This is a genomic window from Micromonospora sp. CA-240977, assembly GCF_050942285.1.
In the GTDB taxonomy this organism is placed as follows: Bacteria; Actinomycetota; Actinomycetes; order Mycobacteriales; family Micromonosporaceae; genus Micromonospora.
This window is the reverse complement of sequence record NZ_CP192055.1, coordinates 6,707,303-6,722,950: the sequence shown is the minus strand read 5'-3', so window position 1 is coordinate 6,722,950 and position 15,648 is coordinate 6,707,303. Positions and strand designations below refer to the sequence as shown.

Sequence of the window (15,648 nt, the reverse complement as noted above, 5' to 3'; positions counted from 1 at the left end):
CCCCTCAACGCCCCAGCACGACCCGGGCCATCCCGTCCAGCGCGGGATTGCCCGGGTCCCAGTAACCGGTGTGCCCGCCTCGCCCACTGGTGAAGACCCGACCGCCGAACCCCGGTTCCGACGGGTCGTGACCGAACCACAGCTCGTGCCCCGTCCGGTCGGGCCAGCCCAGCACGGCGGCCAGTGGCGCCACGCCGAGCAGGGCGCGTCGGCCCAGCTCGTCCACCGGGCGGGCGGCGCGGATCACGTCGTCGGGGGCGCTGCTCGCCCAGACCTCACCGGGTGGCACGCCCAGCTCGGCGGCGTGCGACGCGCCGACCCCGGGCGAGCCGACGAAGACCAGCGCGTCGGCGGCCAGCCCGTGCTCCCGGGCGGCCGTCCCCACCACCACTGACCCGTAGCTGTGCCCGAGCACGGTCTGCCGGGCCGGTGGCCCCTCGTGGCTGGCCCGCAGCCCCTCCTGGAAGCGGTGCAGCGCCGGGCCGGCGTCCCGGGCCTGGCCCGCCGAGGCCGCCTCGGTCAGGAAATCCGGGGCGTCGTAGTCCAACCAGAGCACCGCCGCGCTGCGCTCACCCGGGGCGAGCGCGACGCACCGGTCCAGCACACGCGCCGCCCTGCCCAACTCGGCGTGAGCGTCGTCGAGACCCGCTGTCATTCCCGGCACGTAGGTCAGCACCCGGTCGGCGTGGTCCGGGTCGCCGAGCGCCAGCACCGCCCGACCCTCACCGGCCGGATCCAACCCGAGCAGGTACGCCCGCGGCTCCCAGCCGGCCGCCAGCCGCCCGGCCAACGCGTCCAGGCCGGCCAACCGCCCGGCCACCCCGTGCAGGCGGAGCGACGTGAGCGGCCCCGGCGGCACCCGGGTCAGTAACCGCCGCCGCTCAGCCAGCAACTCCGCGCGCCAGACCCCGAGCCGCAGCCGGTTGGCCTGGTCCCGGGCGGCCACCGGCACTCCGTCCCACCGGCCGACAAGTGCGCTCTCGTGCCCGATCAGCCACCGGCGCTGCGCCGGCGTCAACCCGGACCACCAGGCGCGGACCAACGTCGGTGCCGCACCGGCCGCCGGCCGACCCGGCGGTGGCGGGGACGCCCAACCCGAGCCGGCGGCCCGGGACAGCTCGTCCAGGCGCTCCGCGGCGACCCGATCCGCCGCCCCGGCGGCGTCGAGCGCGTCGCGCAGGGCGCCCGCCACCCGAGCCGCCGCCACGCCGGCCCGCTCGGTGGGCCGGACCCGGGTCGGATCGACGTGCACCCCGCCCGCGCGGTCCACCACCAGCCCGGCCGCGTCCGCCCGGGCGACCGTCTCCGCGAGCCGAGCCTTCGCGACAGTCAGTCGGCCCGCCAGCTCGGCCAACACCTGGTCGACCTCGATCAGTGCCGGCGCGATCGAGGCCAGCTCGGCACGGAGACCGGCGAGCCGGGCGTCCGCCGCCGTGGCCGCCGCACCGGACCAACCGCCGCGCAGGCGCGTGCCAGCCGCCCCCAACTCGCCGACCTGTCGGTCGACCGGCCCGGTCAGCCCGGCCCAGGCCACCCCGGCGGACCGCCAGCCGCCCGGATCGGCCGCCCACAGCTGCCGGTAGCCGACGCCGCTCACCGAGGCAGCGCGGCGAACCGGCCGGCGGCCCGGTCGTCAGCCGTCTCGTACGCCTCGGCCGCCGCCCGGACCCCACCGGAGGTCGCCGCGGCCTGGGCGCCCAGCCGGCAGAACCAGGCGTGCCCGGCCGCCTCCAACCCGGCCAGAGCCGCGCCGGCCTGCCACTCGGGCGCGACCACCAGCAGCCCGGGCACCCTCGCGAGGCCCAGCGCCAGCCGGTACGCCTCGTTGTCGAGCGTGCCGGCGACCGCCCGCAGCTCCTCCGGCCGGACGGCGAACAGCTCATCGGTCATGACCACACCCCCGTGGACGATCGGCATCGACGCGCTGACGCTAGGCGGGCGTGGCGGGCCCCGGAGTGCCCTGTGGACAGCGGGCGGTGGGCCGTACCCCGGCCCGTCCACAGGCGTTGCCCACCGCGGGCCCGACGGCTAATCTGCGGCCCCGGCCGCCGGTAGGGTGTGGTGGTGATCGTCGCTGTCGGCATCGACGTGGTGCTTGTCGACCGGTTCGCCAGGGCCCTGGCCCGGACGCCGCTGCTCGCCGACCGACTCTTCACCACCGCCGAGCGGCACACCCGCTCCGGCAGCCCGCGCCCGCCGGAGTCGCTCGCCGCCCGGTTCGCCGCCAAGGAGGCAGTGGCCAAGGCGCTCGGCGCGCCGGCCGGGCTGAGCTGGCACGACTGCGAGATCAAGGCCGACCCGGACGGCCGCCCCTGGCTGGCTGTCGCCGGCACCGTGGCGGCGGCGGCCGAGGCGCGCGGGGTCAACCACTGGCATCTCTCGTTGTCGCACGACGGGGGGATCGCGTCGGCCATGGTGGTCGCGGAACGGTGACGTCGACCGGGCGGACCGGTCGGGTCCACCCGCGAACGGATGGGGAGACGGTGGCATGAGATCGGTGTGGCGGGTGGCCGACGTACGGGCGGCCGAGGCGGGGCTGATGGGCACGCTGCCGGAGGGGACGCTCATGCAGCGGGCCGCCGCCGGGCTGGCCCGCCGGGCCGCGCTGCTGCTCGCCGAGCGCGGCGGCGTCTACGGCGGCCGGCTGCTGCTGCTTGTCGGCTCCGGCGACAACGGCGGCGACGCGTTGTACGCCGGGGAGCGACTGGCCCGCCGAGGTGTCCACGTGTCCGCCCTGCTCCTCACCCCCGGTCGTGCGCACGCAGCGGGGCTGGCCGCGCTGCGGGCTGCCGGCGGCCGGCTGGTGGACCAGCCCACCGGCCCGGTCGACCTGGTGCTCGACGGCATCGTCGGCATCGGTGGCACCGGCGGACTGCGGGCCGGCGCGGACGCGGTCGTGCGGCGGCTCGGTGAGCTGCGTGGACGTGACGGTCACCGGGCCACCGTGCTGGCGGTGGACGTGCCCAGCGGGGTCGCGGTGGACACCGGGCACGTGCCGTTGGCATCGTCCGGCCGGCCGGACGCGGTCCACGCCGACGTGACTGTGGCGTTCGGCGCGCTGAAGCCCGCCCTGGTGGTCGGGCCGGCCGCCGCCCTGGCCGGGCAGGTGGAGCTTGTCGACATCGGGCTGCGACCGTGGCTGCGAGGCACCCCGGCGCTGCGGGTCACCGAGTGGTCCGACGTGGTCGACTGGTGGCCCGAGCTGGGCCCGGCGTCGGAGAAGTACACGCGGGGCGTGGTGGGGGTGTCCACCGGCTCGGCGACCTACCCGGGTGCGGCGGTGCTCTCCGTGGGCGGTGCGCTGGCCGGGCCGACCGGTCTGGTCCGCTACGCCGGCAGCGCCCGCGACGAGGTGCTGCGCCAGCACCCCTCGGTGATCGCCAGCGGACGCGTCGCCGACGCGGGTCGGGTGCAGGCCTGGGTCTGCGGTTCGGGGCTGGGCACGGGCGCCGACGCGGCGGCCGAGCTGCGCGCCGTGCTGGCCGCCCCGGTGCCGGTGGTGCTCGACGCCGACGCGTTGACCCTGCTGGTGGACGGTTCGCTCGCCGACCGGCTCCGCGGTCGGGACGCGCCGATCGTGGTCACCCCGCACGACCGTGAGTTCACCCGACTCTGTGGCGAGGAGCCCGGCGCCGACCGGGTCGGCGCGGCGCTGCGGCTGGCCGCCTGGATGCAGGCGGTGGTGCTGCTCAAGGGCGACCGCACGGTGATCGCCACGCCGGACGGCCGGGCGTACGTCAACCCGACCGGCTCCCCGGCACTGGCCACCGGTGGCACCGGCGACGTGCTGGCCGGGCTGCTCGGCTCACTGCTGGCGGCCGGGGTGCCCACCGATCGGGCCGCGGCCGCGGCCGCTTACCTGCACGGGCTCGCCGGCCGGGAGGCGGCCCGGAGTGGGCCGGTGACCGCGCCCGACGTGGTCACCGCGCTGCGCCCGGTCGTCGCCCGGCTGGGCTGACCGGGTCGGTCCCGGGCGGATCGACCGGATCGACAGCCCGGGACGTGCGTCGCCGCCCGCGCTGATCTCCGCGGAAAGTAGGCTGGGCGCATGTGGCAGGCCGAGGTACGCGTCGATCTTGACGCGATCCGCGAGAACGTGAGCAGGCTCCGCTCCGCCACCACCGCCGAGCTGATGGCGGTGGTCAAGGGCGACGGGTACGGCCACGGGATGCTTCCGGCCGCTCGCGCGGCGCTCGACGCCGGCGCGGACTGGCTCGGTGTCTGCACCCTCGACGAGGCGCTCACCCTGCGTCGGGCCGGGGTGACAGCGCCGGTGCTGGCCTGGCTGCTCGCGCCCGGCCTGCCGCTGCACGAGGGGGTCAGCGCCGGGGTGGACCTGAGCGCGGCCAGCCTGTCGCAACTGGACGAGATGATCGAGGCGAGCCGGCTCGCCGCGCGTCCCGTCCGCCTGCACCTGAAGATCGACACCGGCTTGTCCCGGGGTGGGGCGACCGTCGCCGACTGGCCGGCGCTGCTGGACGCCGCCACGAAGGCGCAGGCCGACGGCCTGGTCGAGGTGGTCGGCGTGTGGAGCCACTTCGTGTACGCGGACCTCCCCGGCCACCCCACCATCGACCGTCAACTGGCCGTCTTCCACGAGGGGCTGGCCATGGTCGAGCGGGCCGGGCTACGACCGCGCTGGCGGCACCTCGCCAACTCGGCGGCCACCCTGACCCGCCCGGACACCCACTTCGACCTGGTCCGCCCCGGTCTGGCCATCTACGGGCTCTCCCCGGTGGCCGGCGAGACGTACGGGCTGCGACCGGCGATGACCGCCCGCGCCCGGGTGATGCTCACCAAGCGGGTTCCCGCCGGCACCGGGGTCTCCTACGGGCACACCTACACCACGGAGACCGACGCGAACCTGGCAGTGGTCCCGCTCGGGTACGCCGACGGGGTTCCCCGGCACGCCTCCAACACCGGGCCGGTGCAGCTCGGCGGCGTACGGCGGACGATCTCGGGGCGGGTCTGCATGGACCAGTTCGTGCTCGACTGCGGCGACGACCCGGTGGCGGACGGCGACGTGGCGACGCTCTTCGGCAGCGGCGCGGACGGCGAGCCGACCGCCGACGACTGGGCCGAGGCGGTCGGCACGATCAACTACGAGATCGTGACCCGGTTCGGCAGCACGCGGGTGCCTCGGGTCTTCGACGGCGAGCGGCCATGAGCTACCGCATTCCGCGTCCACGGACCGCGGTCGGCCGGGTCGCGGGGATCGTCGGCGCCGCGGTGGGGGTGGCAGCGGCGGGCCTGGCGGCCGGGGTCGCGACCGAGCGCACCCTGGTCCGCCGGCTCAAGGCCGACCCGGCCGACCGCTACGCGCACGAGATGTTCGGCGAGCAGCGGTACGACGAGGCGTTCCGCCTGGAGCTGCCGGACGGCACGGACATCCACGTCGAGGTGGTCGAGCCGACCCGGCCGGTTCCGGGGCAGCCCACCGTGGTGCTTGTGCACGGCTTCTGCCTGGACATGGGGACGTTCCACTTCCAGCGCCAGATGCTCGCCGCCCGCGGTGACTACCGGGTCGTCGCGTACGACCAGCCCGGTCACGGTCGGTCCGGCCGGTTGGAGACCGGGGAGTACGACCTCGCGGTGCTCGGCCGGACGCTGCGCCAGGTGATCGACCGAACCGCCCCGGACGGGCCACTGGTGCTGGTCGGCCACTCGATGGGCGGCATGACCATCATGGCGTTCGCCGAGTTGTTTCCGGAGCTGTTCGGCGACCGGGTGGTGGGTACCGTCCTGATGGCCACGTCGGGTGGGCTCGTCGCGGAAACCAAGCTGGTCGCGCCCGCGCTGCTCGGCAGGGTCGGCGGTCCGGTGCTGTACATGGTCAGCAACGCCACCAGGTACGGCGGGCCGGTGATCGACAAGGCCCGCAAGTCGACGTCGAACGTGGCCTGGCTGCTGACCCGCAGGTACGGCTTCGGCACCCGCAAACCCAGCCCGGCGCTCGTGTCCTTCGTCGAGACGATGAACTCCCGGACGTCGGCCGACACGGTGACCCGTTATCTGCGGACCCTGGCCACCCACTCGCGCTTCCCGGCTCTCGCGGCGTTGGCCGCGACGCCGGTGTTGGTGGTGGTCGGCGACAAGGACATGATCACACCAGTGGTCCACTCCGAGGAGATCGTCCGGCGGCTGCCACACGCCGAGTTCGTCAAAATCAAGGACAGCGGCCACGTGGTGATGTTGGAGCACGCTGACGAGGTCAACGCCGCGCTCGCGCGGTTCCTCGAATCACTTGGGAAGCCGGAGGAACGGTGAGTCACGTCGTCAAGCTGCCGACCGTCGAGGACACCCGGGAGTTCGGCCGACGCCTGGCCGGGCTGCTGCGGGCCGGTGACCTGGTGCTGTTGACCGGTCCACTGGGCGCCGGTAAGACCGCGCTCACTCAGGGCGTGGGCGCCGGGCTCGGTGTTCTCGGCGACATCACCTCGCCGACCTTCGTGATCGCCCGGGTGCACCGCCCCGATCCGGCCCGGGGCGGCCGGGTGGCCCTGGTGCACGCGGACGCGTACCGGCTGGGCGCCGCCACCGACCCGCGCGCCGAGATCGACGACCTGGACCTCGACGCCTCCGTCGACGATTCGGTGACGGTGGTGGAGTGGGGCGAGGGCCTGGTGGAGCAGTTGGTCGACACCCACCTGCGGGTCCGGATCGACCGCCGCGACGACGACACCCGGATCGTCGAGCTGGACCCGATCGGTGGCGACTGGGCCCGGCGGCTCGCCGACCTGGGTTAGGCCGGCCGCTGTCGTACCGGATGCCTAGAGTGCGGGGGACCGACCCGCGCTGTGAGAGGTTCCTGATGCCCGACGATGCCCCCGCCCTTGACCTGCTGGCCCTGCTGCCGGAGCAGTGGCGTGCCGTGCTCACCCCGCACCTGGACGCGGCCCGCACCGCCGCGTTGGCCGAGTTCGTCTCTCGGGAATACGCGACCCAGACCGTCTTCCCGCCGCTGGAGGACCTGTTCTCGGCATACCGGCTCTGCCCGCCGCAGGGCACCCGCGTGCTGATCCTCGGGCAGGACCCTTACCACCGGGCCGGGCAGGCGCACGGGTTGAGCTTCAGCGTCCGTGACGGTGTGGCGGTGCCGCCGTCGTTGCGCAACGTCTTCAAGGAGTTGGGCGAGGACGTCGGTGTTCCCAAGCCGCGCAGCGGCAACCTCGACGGTTGGGCCGCCCAGGGTGTGCTGCTGCTCAACGCGGTGCTGACCGTCCGCCAGGCCACCCCGGGCTCGCACGCCAACGCCGGTTGGGAGGAGTTCACCGACGCGACAATCAGGGCGCTGGACGCGTCGCCGGACCGGGTGGTCTTCCTGCTCTGGGGTGGCTACGCCCGCAAGAAGGCGGCACTTGTCACCAACCCGCAGCACGTGGTGCTGGAGGCCGGCCACCCCAGCCCGATGAACCCGCGCGGCTTCCTCGGCAGCCGTCCGTTCAGCGCGGCCAACAAGGCACTCGCCGACGCCGGCCTGCCCACCATCGACTGGGAGCGCACCGCCGGCTGAGCTGGCACTCGGCCGAGCGCGCTGCGGGCGTCCCACCGCCCGCGGCGGCGCGCCGAGCCGCTCGTCGACGTCCTGTTGCTGGTGTGGCCGGTAGTTGGCTCAGCCGTCGGCAGCCAGCTGCCGGTCCCGGTAACGGCGTAACAGTTCGGCGGCGTGTGGCTCGCTCAGCTCCAGCTCGACAAGCGGCACCACCCGGTAACTCCGCCCACCGTGCTGCACCTCGATCGTCTCGGGCAGCTCGTCGCACATCGTGGCCCTGATCTCCCCGTACCGGGTCGACCATCGATGTTCGCCTGGGTCCTCCGGCTCCAACCACACCCCACCGAACTCACCCCAGCGGGCGTTCCACCGCTGGCCGTAGTTCTTCTCCAGCCAGCGGGTGAACGGTTTGGAGTCCTGCCAGCGCAGGGCGATCTCCAGCGCGTCGACCGGCACCGGCGCTCCCTGCAACAACGCCGCGGTACTGCCGGTGAGGACCTGCGGAACGCCGGTGAGCCGATCGAGCAACTGATCCAGGCCCAGCCCGTCGATCCGCTCGGCGATCGGCTTGGCGGCGAGGTCATCGATCCGGGCGTCGAGGTGCGCGTCCAACGGCTCAACCCCGATGACCAACTGCACATCCATCGCGGCAAGCAGGCGCTCCAGCACGGCGATGCTGGGCGCTCGACCGCCACCTTCGATCCGGGCGACCGTCGCCTGGCTGACTCCGGCCAACTCGGCCAGCTCACACTGGCTCAGCTCGCGCGACTGCCGTTGCTCACGGACGGCGGTCGCGAGGAGACCGACAAGACGAGTGGATGCCATCCCGGGATGGTGAACCACGACGGCCACTGCCGATACGGCTGAGGCGGGATCACGACTGGAGGGCGTTCTGCCCGCGGCACCGGCCCACAGGGTGATGTGCCTCCGGCGACCGGGCCTTTCCCTGATGAGCGGTATACCTGTGAGTCATAAATATGACTCACAGGTATACCGCTCATTGGGGGATGTCGCCGACCGCCGGGTAGGTGGGCCGCCCGGCAGGTAGGGCCAGCTGGCAGGTGGCGGCGTCCGGCGGTTGGGGTCAGCTGGCAGGTGGTGCCGTGCGGCACGTGGCGCCGTCCGGCAGGTGGGGCTGCCCGGCAGGCGCGGGGCGGGGCGTGACCGGGGCGCGGAGCGGGGCCGCTAGGCTGGCTTACCGTGCTCGTACTCGTGGTGGACAGCTCGACCCCCGCGGTGACCGCGGCGCTGGTGGAGGTCTCGGCGGACGGCGTGGCGTCGCGGGCGCACCGCTGCACCGTCGACGCCCGCGCCCACGGCGAACTGCTCGCGCCCCAGGTGGACGCGGTCCTCGCCGATGCCGGCGCGCGCCCGCGTGACCTGACCGCCATCGTTGCCGGGCTCGGCCCCGGACCGTTCACCGGGCTGCGGGTCGGCCTGGTCACGGCCGCGACGATGGGCCAGGTGCTCGGCATCCCCACGTACGGCGTCTGCTCGCTGGACGGGATCGGCTACCCGGCGGCGTCCGGCGAGCCGGTGTTGGCCGCCAGCGACGCCCGGCGCAAGGAGCTCTACTGGGCCGTCTACGACGGCGCCGGCGAGCGGATCGTCGGCCCTGAGGTGTCCACGCCGGTGGTCGCCGCCGCGCGCGCTCGGGAGCTGGGCGCGACGATCGCGGTCGGCGATGGGGCGCACCGGTACGCCGAGACCCTGGACCTGCCCGTCCGGGTCGAGCCACGGTATCCGGACGCCACAGTGCTGGCGCTGCTCGCCGCCGAACGGATCCGCGCGGGTGCCGCCAGTGAGCGGCTCACTCCGCTCTACCTGCGCCGGCCCGATGCGGTGGCGGCGACCGGCCGCAAACCGGTCCTGCCATGACGGCGGTACGACTGGAACCGTTCCGCTGGTGGCACATCGACGACGTGCTACCGATCGAGGCGGACCTCTTCGGCGCCGAGCAGTGGTCGCCAGCCATGTTCTGGAGCGAGCTGGCCAACGGGCACCACTACCGGGTCGCCGTCGACGCGGACGGCGCGGTGCTCGGTTACGCCGGGCTCGCCGGTGTTCCGCCGGGCGAGGTGTGGGTCCAGAACATCGCCGTCCGCCGGGACGCCCAGCGGCGCGGCGTGGGCCGCGCCCTGCTGGAGGAACTGCTCGCCGAGGCGACCCGACGGGACGCCCGCAGCACCCTGTTGGAGGTCGCCGTGGACAACGCCGCGGCTCAGCGGCTCTACGCGACGTACGGGTTCGAGCCGGTCGCGGTGCGGCGGGGCTACTACCAACCGAGCAACACCGACGCGCTGGTGATGCGGCGCGACGCCGAGCCGACCGGGGACGGACCACACCACAATGGCTGACGAACCGCTGATCCTGGGCATCGAGACCTCCTGCGACGAGACCGGCGTCGGCATCGTGCGGGGGCACACCCTGCTGGCCGACGCGCTCGCCTCAAGCGTCGAGGAGCACGCCCGGTTCGGGGGCGTGGTGCCCGAGGTGGCCAGTCGGGCACACCTGGAGGCCATCGTGCCGACCATGGACCGGGCGCTGACCGAGGCCGGCGTCACCCTTGCCGACATCGACGCGATCGCTGTCACCTCCGGGCCAGGGTTGGCCGGCGCGCTGCTGGTCGGTGTCGCCGCCGCGAAGGGGTACGCCCTCGCCGCCGAGAAGCCCGTGTACGGCGTGAACCATCTCGCCGCCCACGTCGCGGTGGACACCCTCGAGCACGGCCCGCTGCCCGAACCTGCCATCGCGCTGCTGGTGTCCGGCGGGCACTCGTCCCTGCTGCTCGTCGACGACCTGGCCCGGGGTGTCACCCCGCTGGGCGCCACCATCGACGACGCGGCCGGCGAGGCGTTCGACAAGGTGGCCCGGCTGCTCGGGCTACCGTTTCCGGGCGGCCCACCGATCGACCGGGAGGCCCGGGCCGGTGACGCCGCCGCGATCGCCTTCCCCCGTGGCCTGACCGCCGCGAAGGATCTTGCCGCCCACCGGTACGACTTCTCGTTCTCCGGGCTGAAGACCGCTGTGGCCCGCTGGGTCGAGGCGCGTCAGCGGGCCGGCGAGCCGGTGCCGGTGGCCGACGTGTCCGCGTCCTTCCAGGAGGCGGTCTGTGACGTCCTGACCAGCAAGGCGCTCGCCGCCTGCCGTGCGCAGGGCATCGAGACCCTGGTGATCGGTGGGGGAGTGGCGGCGAATTCGCGGCTGCGGGCGATGGCCGAGCAGCGGGCCGAGAAGTACGGCATCCAGGTCCGGGTGCCCCGACCGAAGCTCTGCACCGACAACGGGGCGATGGTGGCGGCGCTCGGGTCGCACCTGGTCGCCGCCGGGGTCGCGCCCAGCCGCCTGGATCTGCCAGCCGACTCGGCACTGCCGTTGACAACGGTCAGCGTGTGACGGGAGCGGCGGACATGATCGTACGGATGTGGGAGGCACGCGCCGAGGCGTACGGAGTCGCCGACCTGATCACCTGGGTGTGCGACACCGCCCTGCCCGAGTTGGAACACGATCCGCTGCACGTCTCCAGCGAGGTCTTCTCCTCCACCGACCACCGGGTGGTGGTCATCTCCAAGTGGCGCAGCAACCCACGCCAGCTGCCCGATCCGCCCGCCCTGCTGGTGGCCCGCGCACCGCACTCCTGGGACTTCACCCAGGTCGACCGCTGAGCCGAGCCACCAGCGAGCGGTGGTCAGCTGCGGCGCAGCATCCGGTACGTGGCGATGCCGCCGGTGCCCAGCGCGGCGAGGAAGACCAGCCAGACGACTGTGCTGCTGACTCCGGGCTGCGGGCCGGAGTTCGCCCCGGCGGCCGCCAGCAGGCCATCCTTGCCGGGGGCGGGCAGCGCGGCCGGCGGCAGCTCCGGCCAGCGGACCAGCCCGGTGCTCTCCAGCATCTGCATGTGGTGCTGCACGAAGGCGTTGGCGTCCTCGCAGAGCTTGCGGACGGTGGCGTCCCGGGTGCTGGCGCGGACCGCGCCGATCACCGGGAAGATCTTGCCGTGGGCGACCCGGAGCCGGGTGACGAAGATCTGGTCGAACCGGGCGCCGGAGGCGTTCTGCATCTCCGTCAGCCAGCCCTTCTGCTCGGCGGTCGGCTCGCTGGGGATAGTTGCCCCCAACTTGTTTGCCGCGTCGACAACCAGCTGGTCGAGCCGCTGGTGTTCGCCGGCGATGCCCGCGCCGATCTCGCGGACCTTCGCCGACTGGCCCTTCTCGGCGGCCATCTGGCCGGCTGGCATCTCCCACAGCCCGGCCAACCGGACCCCGTTGAGCAGCGTCATGTCGGCGGCGTTGAGCTGTTGACCGCCGGCGGGCGCGGCGACGGCCACGCCGGGCAGGACACCGACCGCCGCGACGATCGCGATGAGCAGCAGCGCCGCTCGGTGGGTCCGGTTGCCCAGTCGGCGATGGGCGGAGCTGAGCGGTGCCATGTCTGTGGGGCCTCCTCGGTCCGGACCGGAACGCGTCTGGACCGGGCAGCCACATCCTGCCGACTGCCCGTCCGCCCACTGGTACGGACTGATCACGCGATCAGTTCATCGCAGGGCGACGCGGATCAGCGGGTGACGGCGAGGAAACCGCCGAGCAGTAGCAGAGTGAGCGCGGCGGCGGCAAAGAGCATCAGCAACTCCCGACGCCCGTGCTCGACGGGGTCGCTGTCGGTGGTCGGGTGGGGCAGGGCCGGCAGGTCGCGGGTCAGGGCGGCCAGGTCACCGAGGGTCCGCGCCGTCCACACCGCACCCGCCCGATCGGAGAACTCGTCGAGGGTCAGCCGGCCCGCCGCGGTGTGCCGGTGCAGCTCGGCGACCAGCCGGTTGCGGTCGTCGTCGGAAGCGCGCAGCTCGACATCCACGCTGGACAGCGTACGCGGATCAGCCCACGTCGAGGGGGTCGGCGAGGAGTCGTTCGAAGGCCAACTCGGCGGCCCCGATCAGGGGGGCGTCCTCGCCCAACTTCGGCGTACGCAACCGGACGTGTTCCAGGCAGGCGGCGAGCGCGTTGGAGTTGAGCCGGCTGCGGACCTGGGCCGCCGACGCGAGGTAGAGGTCGCGCATGGTGCCGCCGAAGATGACCATTTCCGGGTTGAAGACGTTCACCAGGTTGGCCAGCCCGAAGCCGAGCCAGTCACCGGCCTGGCGGACAGCGGTCTGCGCGCGGGCGTCACCGCGGTCGGCGGCGTCGAAGACGGCCAGCAGCGCGTCGGGACCTCGGGCGTCGGAACGTCCGGCAGCACGGAGCAGACCGTGCTCGCCGATCTCGGTCTCCCAGCAGCCCCGGGAGCCGCACTCACAGGGCCTGCCGTCGAGGACCACCTTCATGTGGCCGACCTCGCCGCCGTACCCACCGTGGCCGGTCAGCCGGCGGCCACCGGCGATGATGCCGGCACCCACGCCGACGTCACCGTAGAGGTAGAGGACGTTGTCGCAGCCGGCCGCCACCCCCCGTGCGTGCTCGGCGAACGCCGCGACGTCCGCCACGTTGCCCACCGTGACCGGCACCTCCACGCCCAACTCGGCGGCGAGGGCCGCGCCGATCGGCTCGTCCACCCAGCCGGTGGTCGGGCCGAGCCGGACCAGGCCGTCGTCCCGGCGGACCATTCCGCAGACCGCGACGCCGGCGCCGACGCAGATCGCGTCGGGCGGCACCGTCTGCTGCATCTCCTTGAGCGCGCCGGCCAGCAGCGGCGCGGCCTCCGCGGCCAGCAGGCTGCGTGGTCGGTCCAGGTCCCGGCGGTCCAGGACCGCGCCGCCCAGCCCGATCCGGGCCGCGCGCAACCGGTCCACCTCCACGGAGTACGCATACGCGTACACCCGGGCCGACTCGGGCCGGACGACAAGTGACGGTCGGCCGGCCCGGCCGGTTTCCTTGGGTGCCCCCTCGCTCACCAGTCCCACTGCGGACAGGTCGGCGGTGAGCGCGCCGATGGTGCTGCGGTTGAGGCCCAGCGTGGTGGTCAGTTCGGCGCGCGTCGTCGCCCCGTGGACGTGCACGTGCCGCAGCAGGGCACCGAGGTTCTGCCGTCGGACGTCGTCCTGACTCGGTCCTGGGCGCATCGGGGTGCTACCTCCCGCGCGGTCAGCGGGTGCCGGTGGCTGCCGCGCGGCGGCGGGAGAGCGCGTCGACGCTTGCGGCGAGGAGCAGCACGACGCCGGTGACCACGTACTTGACCCCCGCGGTGTAACCCATCAGGCCCATTCCGTTCTCGATGACCGCGACCACCGCGCCACCGAGCACGGCGTCGAGGACGCGACCCTTGCCGCCGAAGAGACTCGTGCCGCCGATCACCGCCGCGCCGACCGCGTAGAGCAGGACGTTACTGCCCCCGGTGTTCGGGTCGACCGAGTTGGCCCGGCTGGCGGCCACGATGCCACCGATGGCGGCCATGGACGAGCAGATCACGAAGACGGAGATCCGGATCCGGTCGACTCCGATGCCGGCCCGGCGGGCCGCTTCCCGGTTGCCGCCCACGGCGTAGATGTGCCGGCCGTAGCTGGTGCGTTGGAGCACGAAGGTCCAGATGACAAGCAGCACCGCGATGATCGGCACCACGATCGGCACACCCTTGAGCGAGACGATGAGGACGTTGCGGCTGCGCTCCAGGTTGAGCACGTACACGGCGGTGCCGAGGATGACGGCGAGCCCGCCGATCCGCAGCGCCACCACCGCGATCGGGTCGGTGATCAGACCACGGGCCGCCCGGTTGCGGTGGCGTAGCAGTTGCACCGCCGCGTAGCCGACGACGGCGACGGCGGTCAGCGCCCAGCCCAGCGCGGGGGCGAGGTTGCGGTTGGCGATGGCGACCAGCACCTCGTCGCGGACGGAGATGTTGGTGCCCTCCTGCACGAGCAGCAGCACGACGCCCTGGAAGGCGAGGAAGCCGGCGAGAGTGACCACGAAGGACGGAATGCCGATCTTCGCGACCAGCATCCCGAGCGTGGTGCCGATGATGACACCGGTGGCGATCGCGGCGAGCACGGCGACCCACCAGGGGTAGCCGAGCACGGTGACCACATTGGCCAGCACCGCCGCGCAGACGCCGCTGGCGAAGCCGGCGGAGAGGTCGATCTCGCCGAGCAGCAGGACGAAGACCAGGCCCATCGCGATCAACGTGACCGCCGCGCCCTGGGTGAAGAGGTTGGCGAAGTTGCCGGCCGACAGGAACGACGACGGCCGCATGATCCCGAAGACGGTGCAGAGCACGATCAGGCCGAGCACGGCCGGGAGGGCGCCGACGTCGCCACCGCGTACCCGGCTGACGTAGTTGCGGACGTGGCCTCCGACGGTCGGCGGGGGTGTGACGGCCGCGGGGCCGTCCTTCCGCACGGCGGTGGTGGTCATCGGACGCCTCCTGAAATCGAGTCGGCCGGCTGCGGGCCGTCGCCGTTGCTGCCCGGGTCGGTGGCGAGGCCGAGCCCGCCCGAGCGCCCGGCGGTGATCAGCTCGACCACCTGGGCGTGGGTGATGTCTGTGGTCTTCACCTGGGCGACCATCTGGCCGAGGTACAGCGCGGCGATCCGGTCGGAGACGGCGAAGACGTCGTTCATGTTGTGCGAGATGAGCACCACTGCCAGGCCGTTGTCGGCGAGGCGGCGGACGAGTTCGAGGACCTGGGCGGTCTGTGCCACGCCCAGGGCGGCGGTCGGCTCGTCCAGGATGACGAGCTTGCTGTTCCAGAGCACCGCCTTGGCGATGGCCACGGTCTGGCGCTGACCGCCGGAGAGGCTGGAGACGTGCTGGCGAAGCGAGGTGACGGTGCGGATGGAGAGCCCCGCCAGGGTCTCGGCGGCGAGCTGTTCCATTGTCGGCTCGTCCAGGACGATGCCGCTGTGCTTCTCCCGGCCGAGGAACATGTTCTGCACGATGTCCAGGTTGTCGCAGAGCGCGAGGTCCTGGTAGACGACCTCGATGCCGAGCGTGGCGGCGTCGCGGGGACTGCCGATGTGCACCTGTTCGCCGTTGAACAGGACCTCACCGGCGTCGGTGGGGTAGATGCCGCTGATGCACTTCACCAGGGTCGACTTGCCGGCGCCGTTGTCGCCGACAAGTGCGGTCACTTCGCCGGGGTGGACGCTCAGGGCGACGTCGCGGAGCACCTGGACGGGACCGAAGCTCTTGTCGATCCCGCGGAGTTCCAGCAGGGGAGTCGCGGACACGGGG

The 15,648-nt window shown here is 73.4% G+C and carries 18 protein-coding genes; 10 read left to right on the top strand and 8 right to left on the bottom strand.

Going from position 1 to position 15,648, the window contains the following annotated elements; translation table 11 throughout:
* Positions 1-4: 4 nt before the first annotated feature.
* Together ACQPWW_RS30510 and ACQPWW_RS30505 are read right to left on the bottom strand one after the other, a co-directional pair.
* Complete coding sequence (locus ACQPWW_RS30510) at positions 5-1,597, bottom strand: alpha/beta hydrolase (protein WP_433127291.1); 1,593 nt, start codon at positions 1,595-1,597, stop codon at positions 5-7.
* Positions 1,594-1,890 carry a hypothetical protein gene (locus tag ACQPWW_RS30505; protein ID WP_433127289.1) on the bottom strand — a complete coding sequence of 99 codons (297 nt, stop codon included), beginning with the start codon at positions 1,888-1,890 and terminating at the stop codon, positions 1,594-1,596. Before ACQPWW_RS30505 ends, ACQPWW_RS30510 begins: the two co-directional genes overlap by 4 nt.
* 174 nt (positions 1,891-2,064) lie before the next feature.
* Between ACQPWW_RS30505 and ACQPWW_RS30500 the strand changes: the two genes are divergently transcribed.
* The 6 genes from ACQPWW_RS30500 to ACQPWW_RS30475 all read left to right on the top strand — a co-directional run bounded on the left by ACQPWW_RS30500 (position 2,065) and on the right by ACQPWW_RS30475 (position 7,513).
* The gene (locus tag ACQPWW_RS30500) at positions 2,065-2,433 is read left to right on the top strand and encodes a holo-ACP synthase (RefSeq protein WP_433127287.1); all 369 of its coding nucleotides are present in this window, start codon (positions 2,065-2,067) and stop codon (positions 2,431-2,433) included.
* Between the two features lie 55 nt (positions 2,434-2,488).
* A complete protein-coding gene (locus tag ACQPWW_RS30495) occupies positions 2,489-3,958 on the top strand; it encodes an NAD(P)H-hydrate dehydratase (RefSeq protein ID WP_433127285.1) in 1,470 nt (489 codons plus the stop codon).
* Positions 3,959-4,048: 90 nt separating this feature from the next.
* Positions 4,049-5,167: an alanine racemase gene (gene alr / locus ACQPWW_RS30490; protein ID WP_433127283.1), complete on the top strand. Its 1,119-nt coding sequence runs from the start codon at positions 4,049-4,051 to the stop codon at positions 5,165-5,167.
* Entirely contained in the window at positions 5,164-6,267 is a 1,104-nt protein-coding gene (locus tag ACQPWW_RS30485; protein WP_433127281.1) for an alpha/beta fold hydrolase, read from the top strand. Before alr ends, ACQPWW_RS30485 begins: the two co-directional genes overlap by 4 nt.
* Positions 6,264-6,746, top strand: coding sequence for a tRNA (adenosine(37)-N6)-threonylcarbamoyltransferase complex ATPase subunit type 1 TsaE (tsaE, locus tag ACQPWW_RS30480; protein ID WP_433127279.1), 483 nt, complete (start codon positions 6,264-6,266; stop codon positions 6,744-6,746). Before ACQPWW_RS30485 ends, tsaE begins: the two co-directional genes overlap by 4 nt.
* Before the next feature lie 65 nt (positions 6,747-6,811).
* Positions 6,812-7,513, top strand: coding sequence for a uracil-DNA glycosylase (locus tag ACQPWW_RS30475; RefSeq protein ID WP_433127278.1), 702 nt, complete (start codon positions 6,812-6,814; stop codon positions 7,511-7,513).
* Positions 7,514-7,612: 99 nt separating this feature from the next.
* Here the strand turns inward: ACQPWW_RS30475 and ACQPWW_RS30470 are convergent, their stop codons facing one another.
* The gene (locus ACQPWW_RS30470; RefSeq protein ID WP_433127277.1) at positions 7,613-8,317 is read right to left on the bottom strand and encodes a helix-turn-helix domain-containing protein; all 705 of its coding nucleotides are present in this window, start codon (positions 8,315-8,317) and stop codon (positions 7,613-7,615) included.
* Between the two features lie 375 nt (positions 8,318-8,692).
* Here ACQPWW_RS30470 and tsaB point away from each other — a divergent pair, with 375 nt between their 5' ends.
* The 4 genes from tsaB to ACQPWW_RS30450 are packed head-to-tail and all read left to right on the top strand — an operon-like array spanning position 8,693 to position 11,157.
* Positions 8,693-9,370: a tRNA (adenosine(37)-N6)-threonylcarbamoyltransferase complex dimerization subunit type 1 TsaB gene (gene tsaB / locus ACQPWW_RS30465; protein ID WP_433127276.1), complete on the top strand. Its 678-nt coding sequence runs from the start codon at positions 8,693-8,695 to the stop codon at positions 9,368-9,370.
* Positions 9,367-9,849, top strand: a complete 483-nt coding sequence (gene rimI, locus ACQPWW_RS30460; protein ID WP_433127275.1) for a ribosomal protein S18-alanine N-acetyltransferase — start codon at positions 9,367-9,369, stop codon at positions 9,847-9,849. Before tsaB ends, rimI begins: the two co-directional genes overlap by 4 nt.
* Positions 9,842-10,888, top strand: coding sequence for a tRNA (adenosine(37)-N6)-threonylcarbamoyltransferase complex transferase subunit TsaD (gene tsaD, locus ACQPWW_RS30455; RefSeq protein ID WP_179780980.1), 1,047 nt, complete (start codon positions 9,842-9,844; stop codon positions 10,886-10,888). The genes rimI and tsaD overlap by 8 nt, the downstream gene beginning before the upstream one ends.
* A 14-nt stretch (positions 10,889-10,902) precedes the next feature.
* Positions 10,903-11,157 carry a hypothetical protein gene (locus tag ACQPWW_RS30450; RefSeq protein ID WP_433127274.1) on the top strand — a complete coding sequence of 85 codons (255 nt, stop codon included), beginning with the start codon at positions 10,903-10,905 and terminating at the stop codon, positions 11,155-11,157.
* Positions 11,158-11,180: 23 nt separating this feature from the next.
* On the opposite strand, the gene ACQPWW_RS30445 is transcribed toward ACQPWW_RS30450, so the two are convergent.
* The 5 genes from ACQPWW_RS30445 to ACQPWW_RS30425 form a co-directional block, all read right to left on the bottom strand.
* A complete protein-coding gene (locus ACQPWW_RS30445; RefSeq protein WP_433127273.1) occupies positions 11,181-11,921 on the bottom strand; it encodes a DUF4142 domain-containing protein in 741 nt (246 codons plus the stop codon).
* Between the two features lie 125 nt (positions 11,922-12,046).
* Positions 12,047-12,343 (bottom strand): DUF1707 SHOCT-like domain-containing protein, encoded by a 297-nt coding sequence (locus ACQPWW_RS30440; RefSeq protein WP_433127272.1) that lies wholly within the window; start codon positions 12,341-12,343, stop codon positions 12,047-12,049.
* Positions 12,344-12,362: 19 nt separating this feature from the next.
* Positions 12,363-13,544 (bottom strand): ROK family protein, encoded by a 1,182-nt coding sequence (locus ACQPWW_RS30435; RefSeq protein ID WP_433127271.1) that lies wholly within the window; start codon positions 13,542-13,544, stop codon positions 12,363-12,365.
* A 22-nt stretch (positions 13,545-13,566) separates the two neighbouring features.
* Positions 13,567-14,829 carry a sugar ABC transporter permease gene (locus ACQPWW_RS30430; protein ID WP_433127270.1) on the bottom strand — a complete coding sequence of 421 codons (1,263 nt, stop codon included), beginning with the start codon at positions 14,827-14,829 and terminating at the stop codon, positions 13,567-13,569.
* A complete protein-coding gene (locus ACQPWW_RS30425; RefSeq protein ID WP_007465114.1) occupies positions 14,826-15,644 on the bottom strand; it encodes an ATP-binding cassette domain-containing protein in 819 nt (272 codons plus the stop codon). Before ACQPWW_RS30425 ends, ACQPWW_RS30430 begins: the two co-directional genes overlap by 4 nt.
* Positions 15,645-15,648 lie beyond the last annotated feature (4 nt).

Coding starts and splice junctions, on each gene's coding strand:
- ACQPWW_RS30445 (WP_433127273.1), bottom strand. CDS start 11,921: ATGGCACCGCTCAGCTCCGCCCATCGCCGACTGGGCAACCGGACCCAC.
- ACQPWW_RS30450 (WP_433127274.1), top strand. CDS start 10,903: ATGATCGTACGGATGTGGGAGGCACGCGCCGAGGCGTACGGAGTCGCC.
- ACQPWW_RS30435 (WP_433127271.1), bottom strand. CDS start 13,544: ATGCGCCCAGGACCGAGTCAGGACGACGTCCGACGGCAGAACCTCGGT.
- ACQPWW_RS30485 (WP_433127281.1), top strand. CDS start 5,164: ATGAGCTACCGCATTCCGCGTCCACGGACCGCGGTCGGCCGGGTCGCG.
- ACQPWW_RS30430 (WP_433127270.1), bottom strand. CDS start 14,829: ATGACCACCACCGCCGTGCGGAAGGACGGCCCCGCGGCCGTCACACCC.
- tsaD (WP_179780980.1), top strand. CDS start 9,842: ATGGCTGACGAACCGCTGATCCTGGGCATCGAGACCTCCTGCGACGAG.
- ACQPWW_RS30495 (WP_433127285.1), top strand. CDS start 2,489: ATGAGATCGGTGTGGCGGGTGGCCGACGTACGGGCGGCCGAGGCGGGG.
- ACQPWW_RS30475 (WP_433127278.1), top strand. CDS start 6,812: ATGCCCGACGATGCCCCCGCCCTTGACCTGCTGGCCCTGCTGCCGGAG.
- ACQPWW_RS30505 (WP_433127289.1), bottom strand. CDS start 1,890: ATGACCGATGAGCTGTTCGCCGTCCGGCCGGAGGAGCTGCGGGCGGTC.
- rimI (WP_433127275.1), top strand. CDS start 9,367: ATGACGGCGGTACGACTGGAACCGTTCCGCTGGTGGCACATCGACGAC.
- alr (WP_433127283.1), top strand. CDS start 4,049: ATGTGGCAGGCCGAGGTACGCGTCGATCTTGACGCGATCCGCGAGAAC.
- ACQPWW_RS30470 (WP_433127277.1), bottom strand. CDS start 8,317: ATGGCATCCACTCGTCTTGTCGGTCTCCTCGCGACCGCCGTCCGTGAG.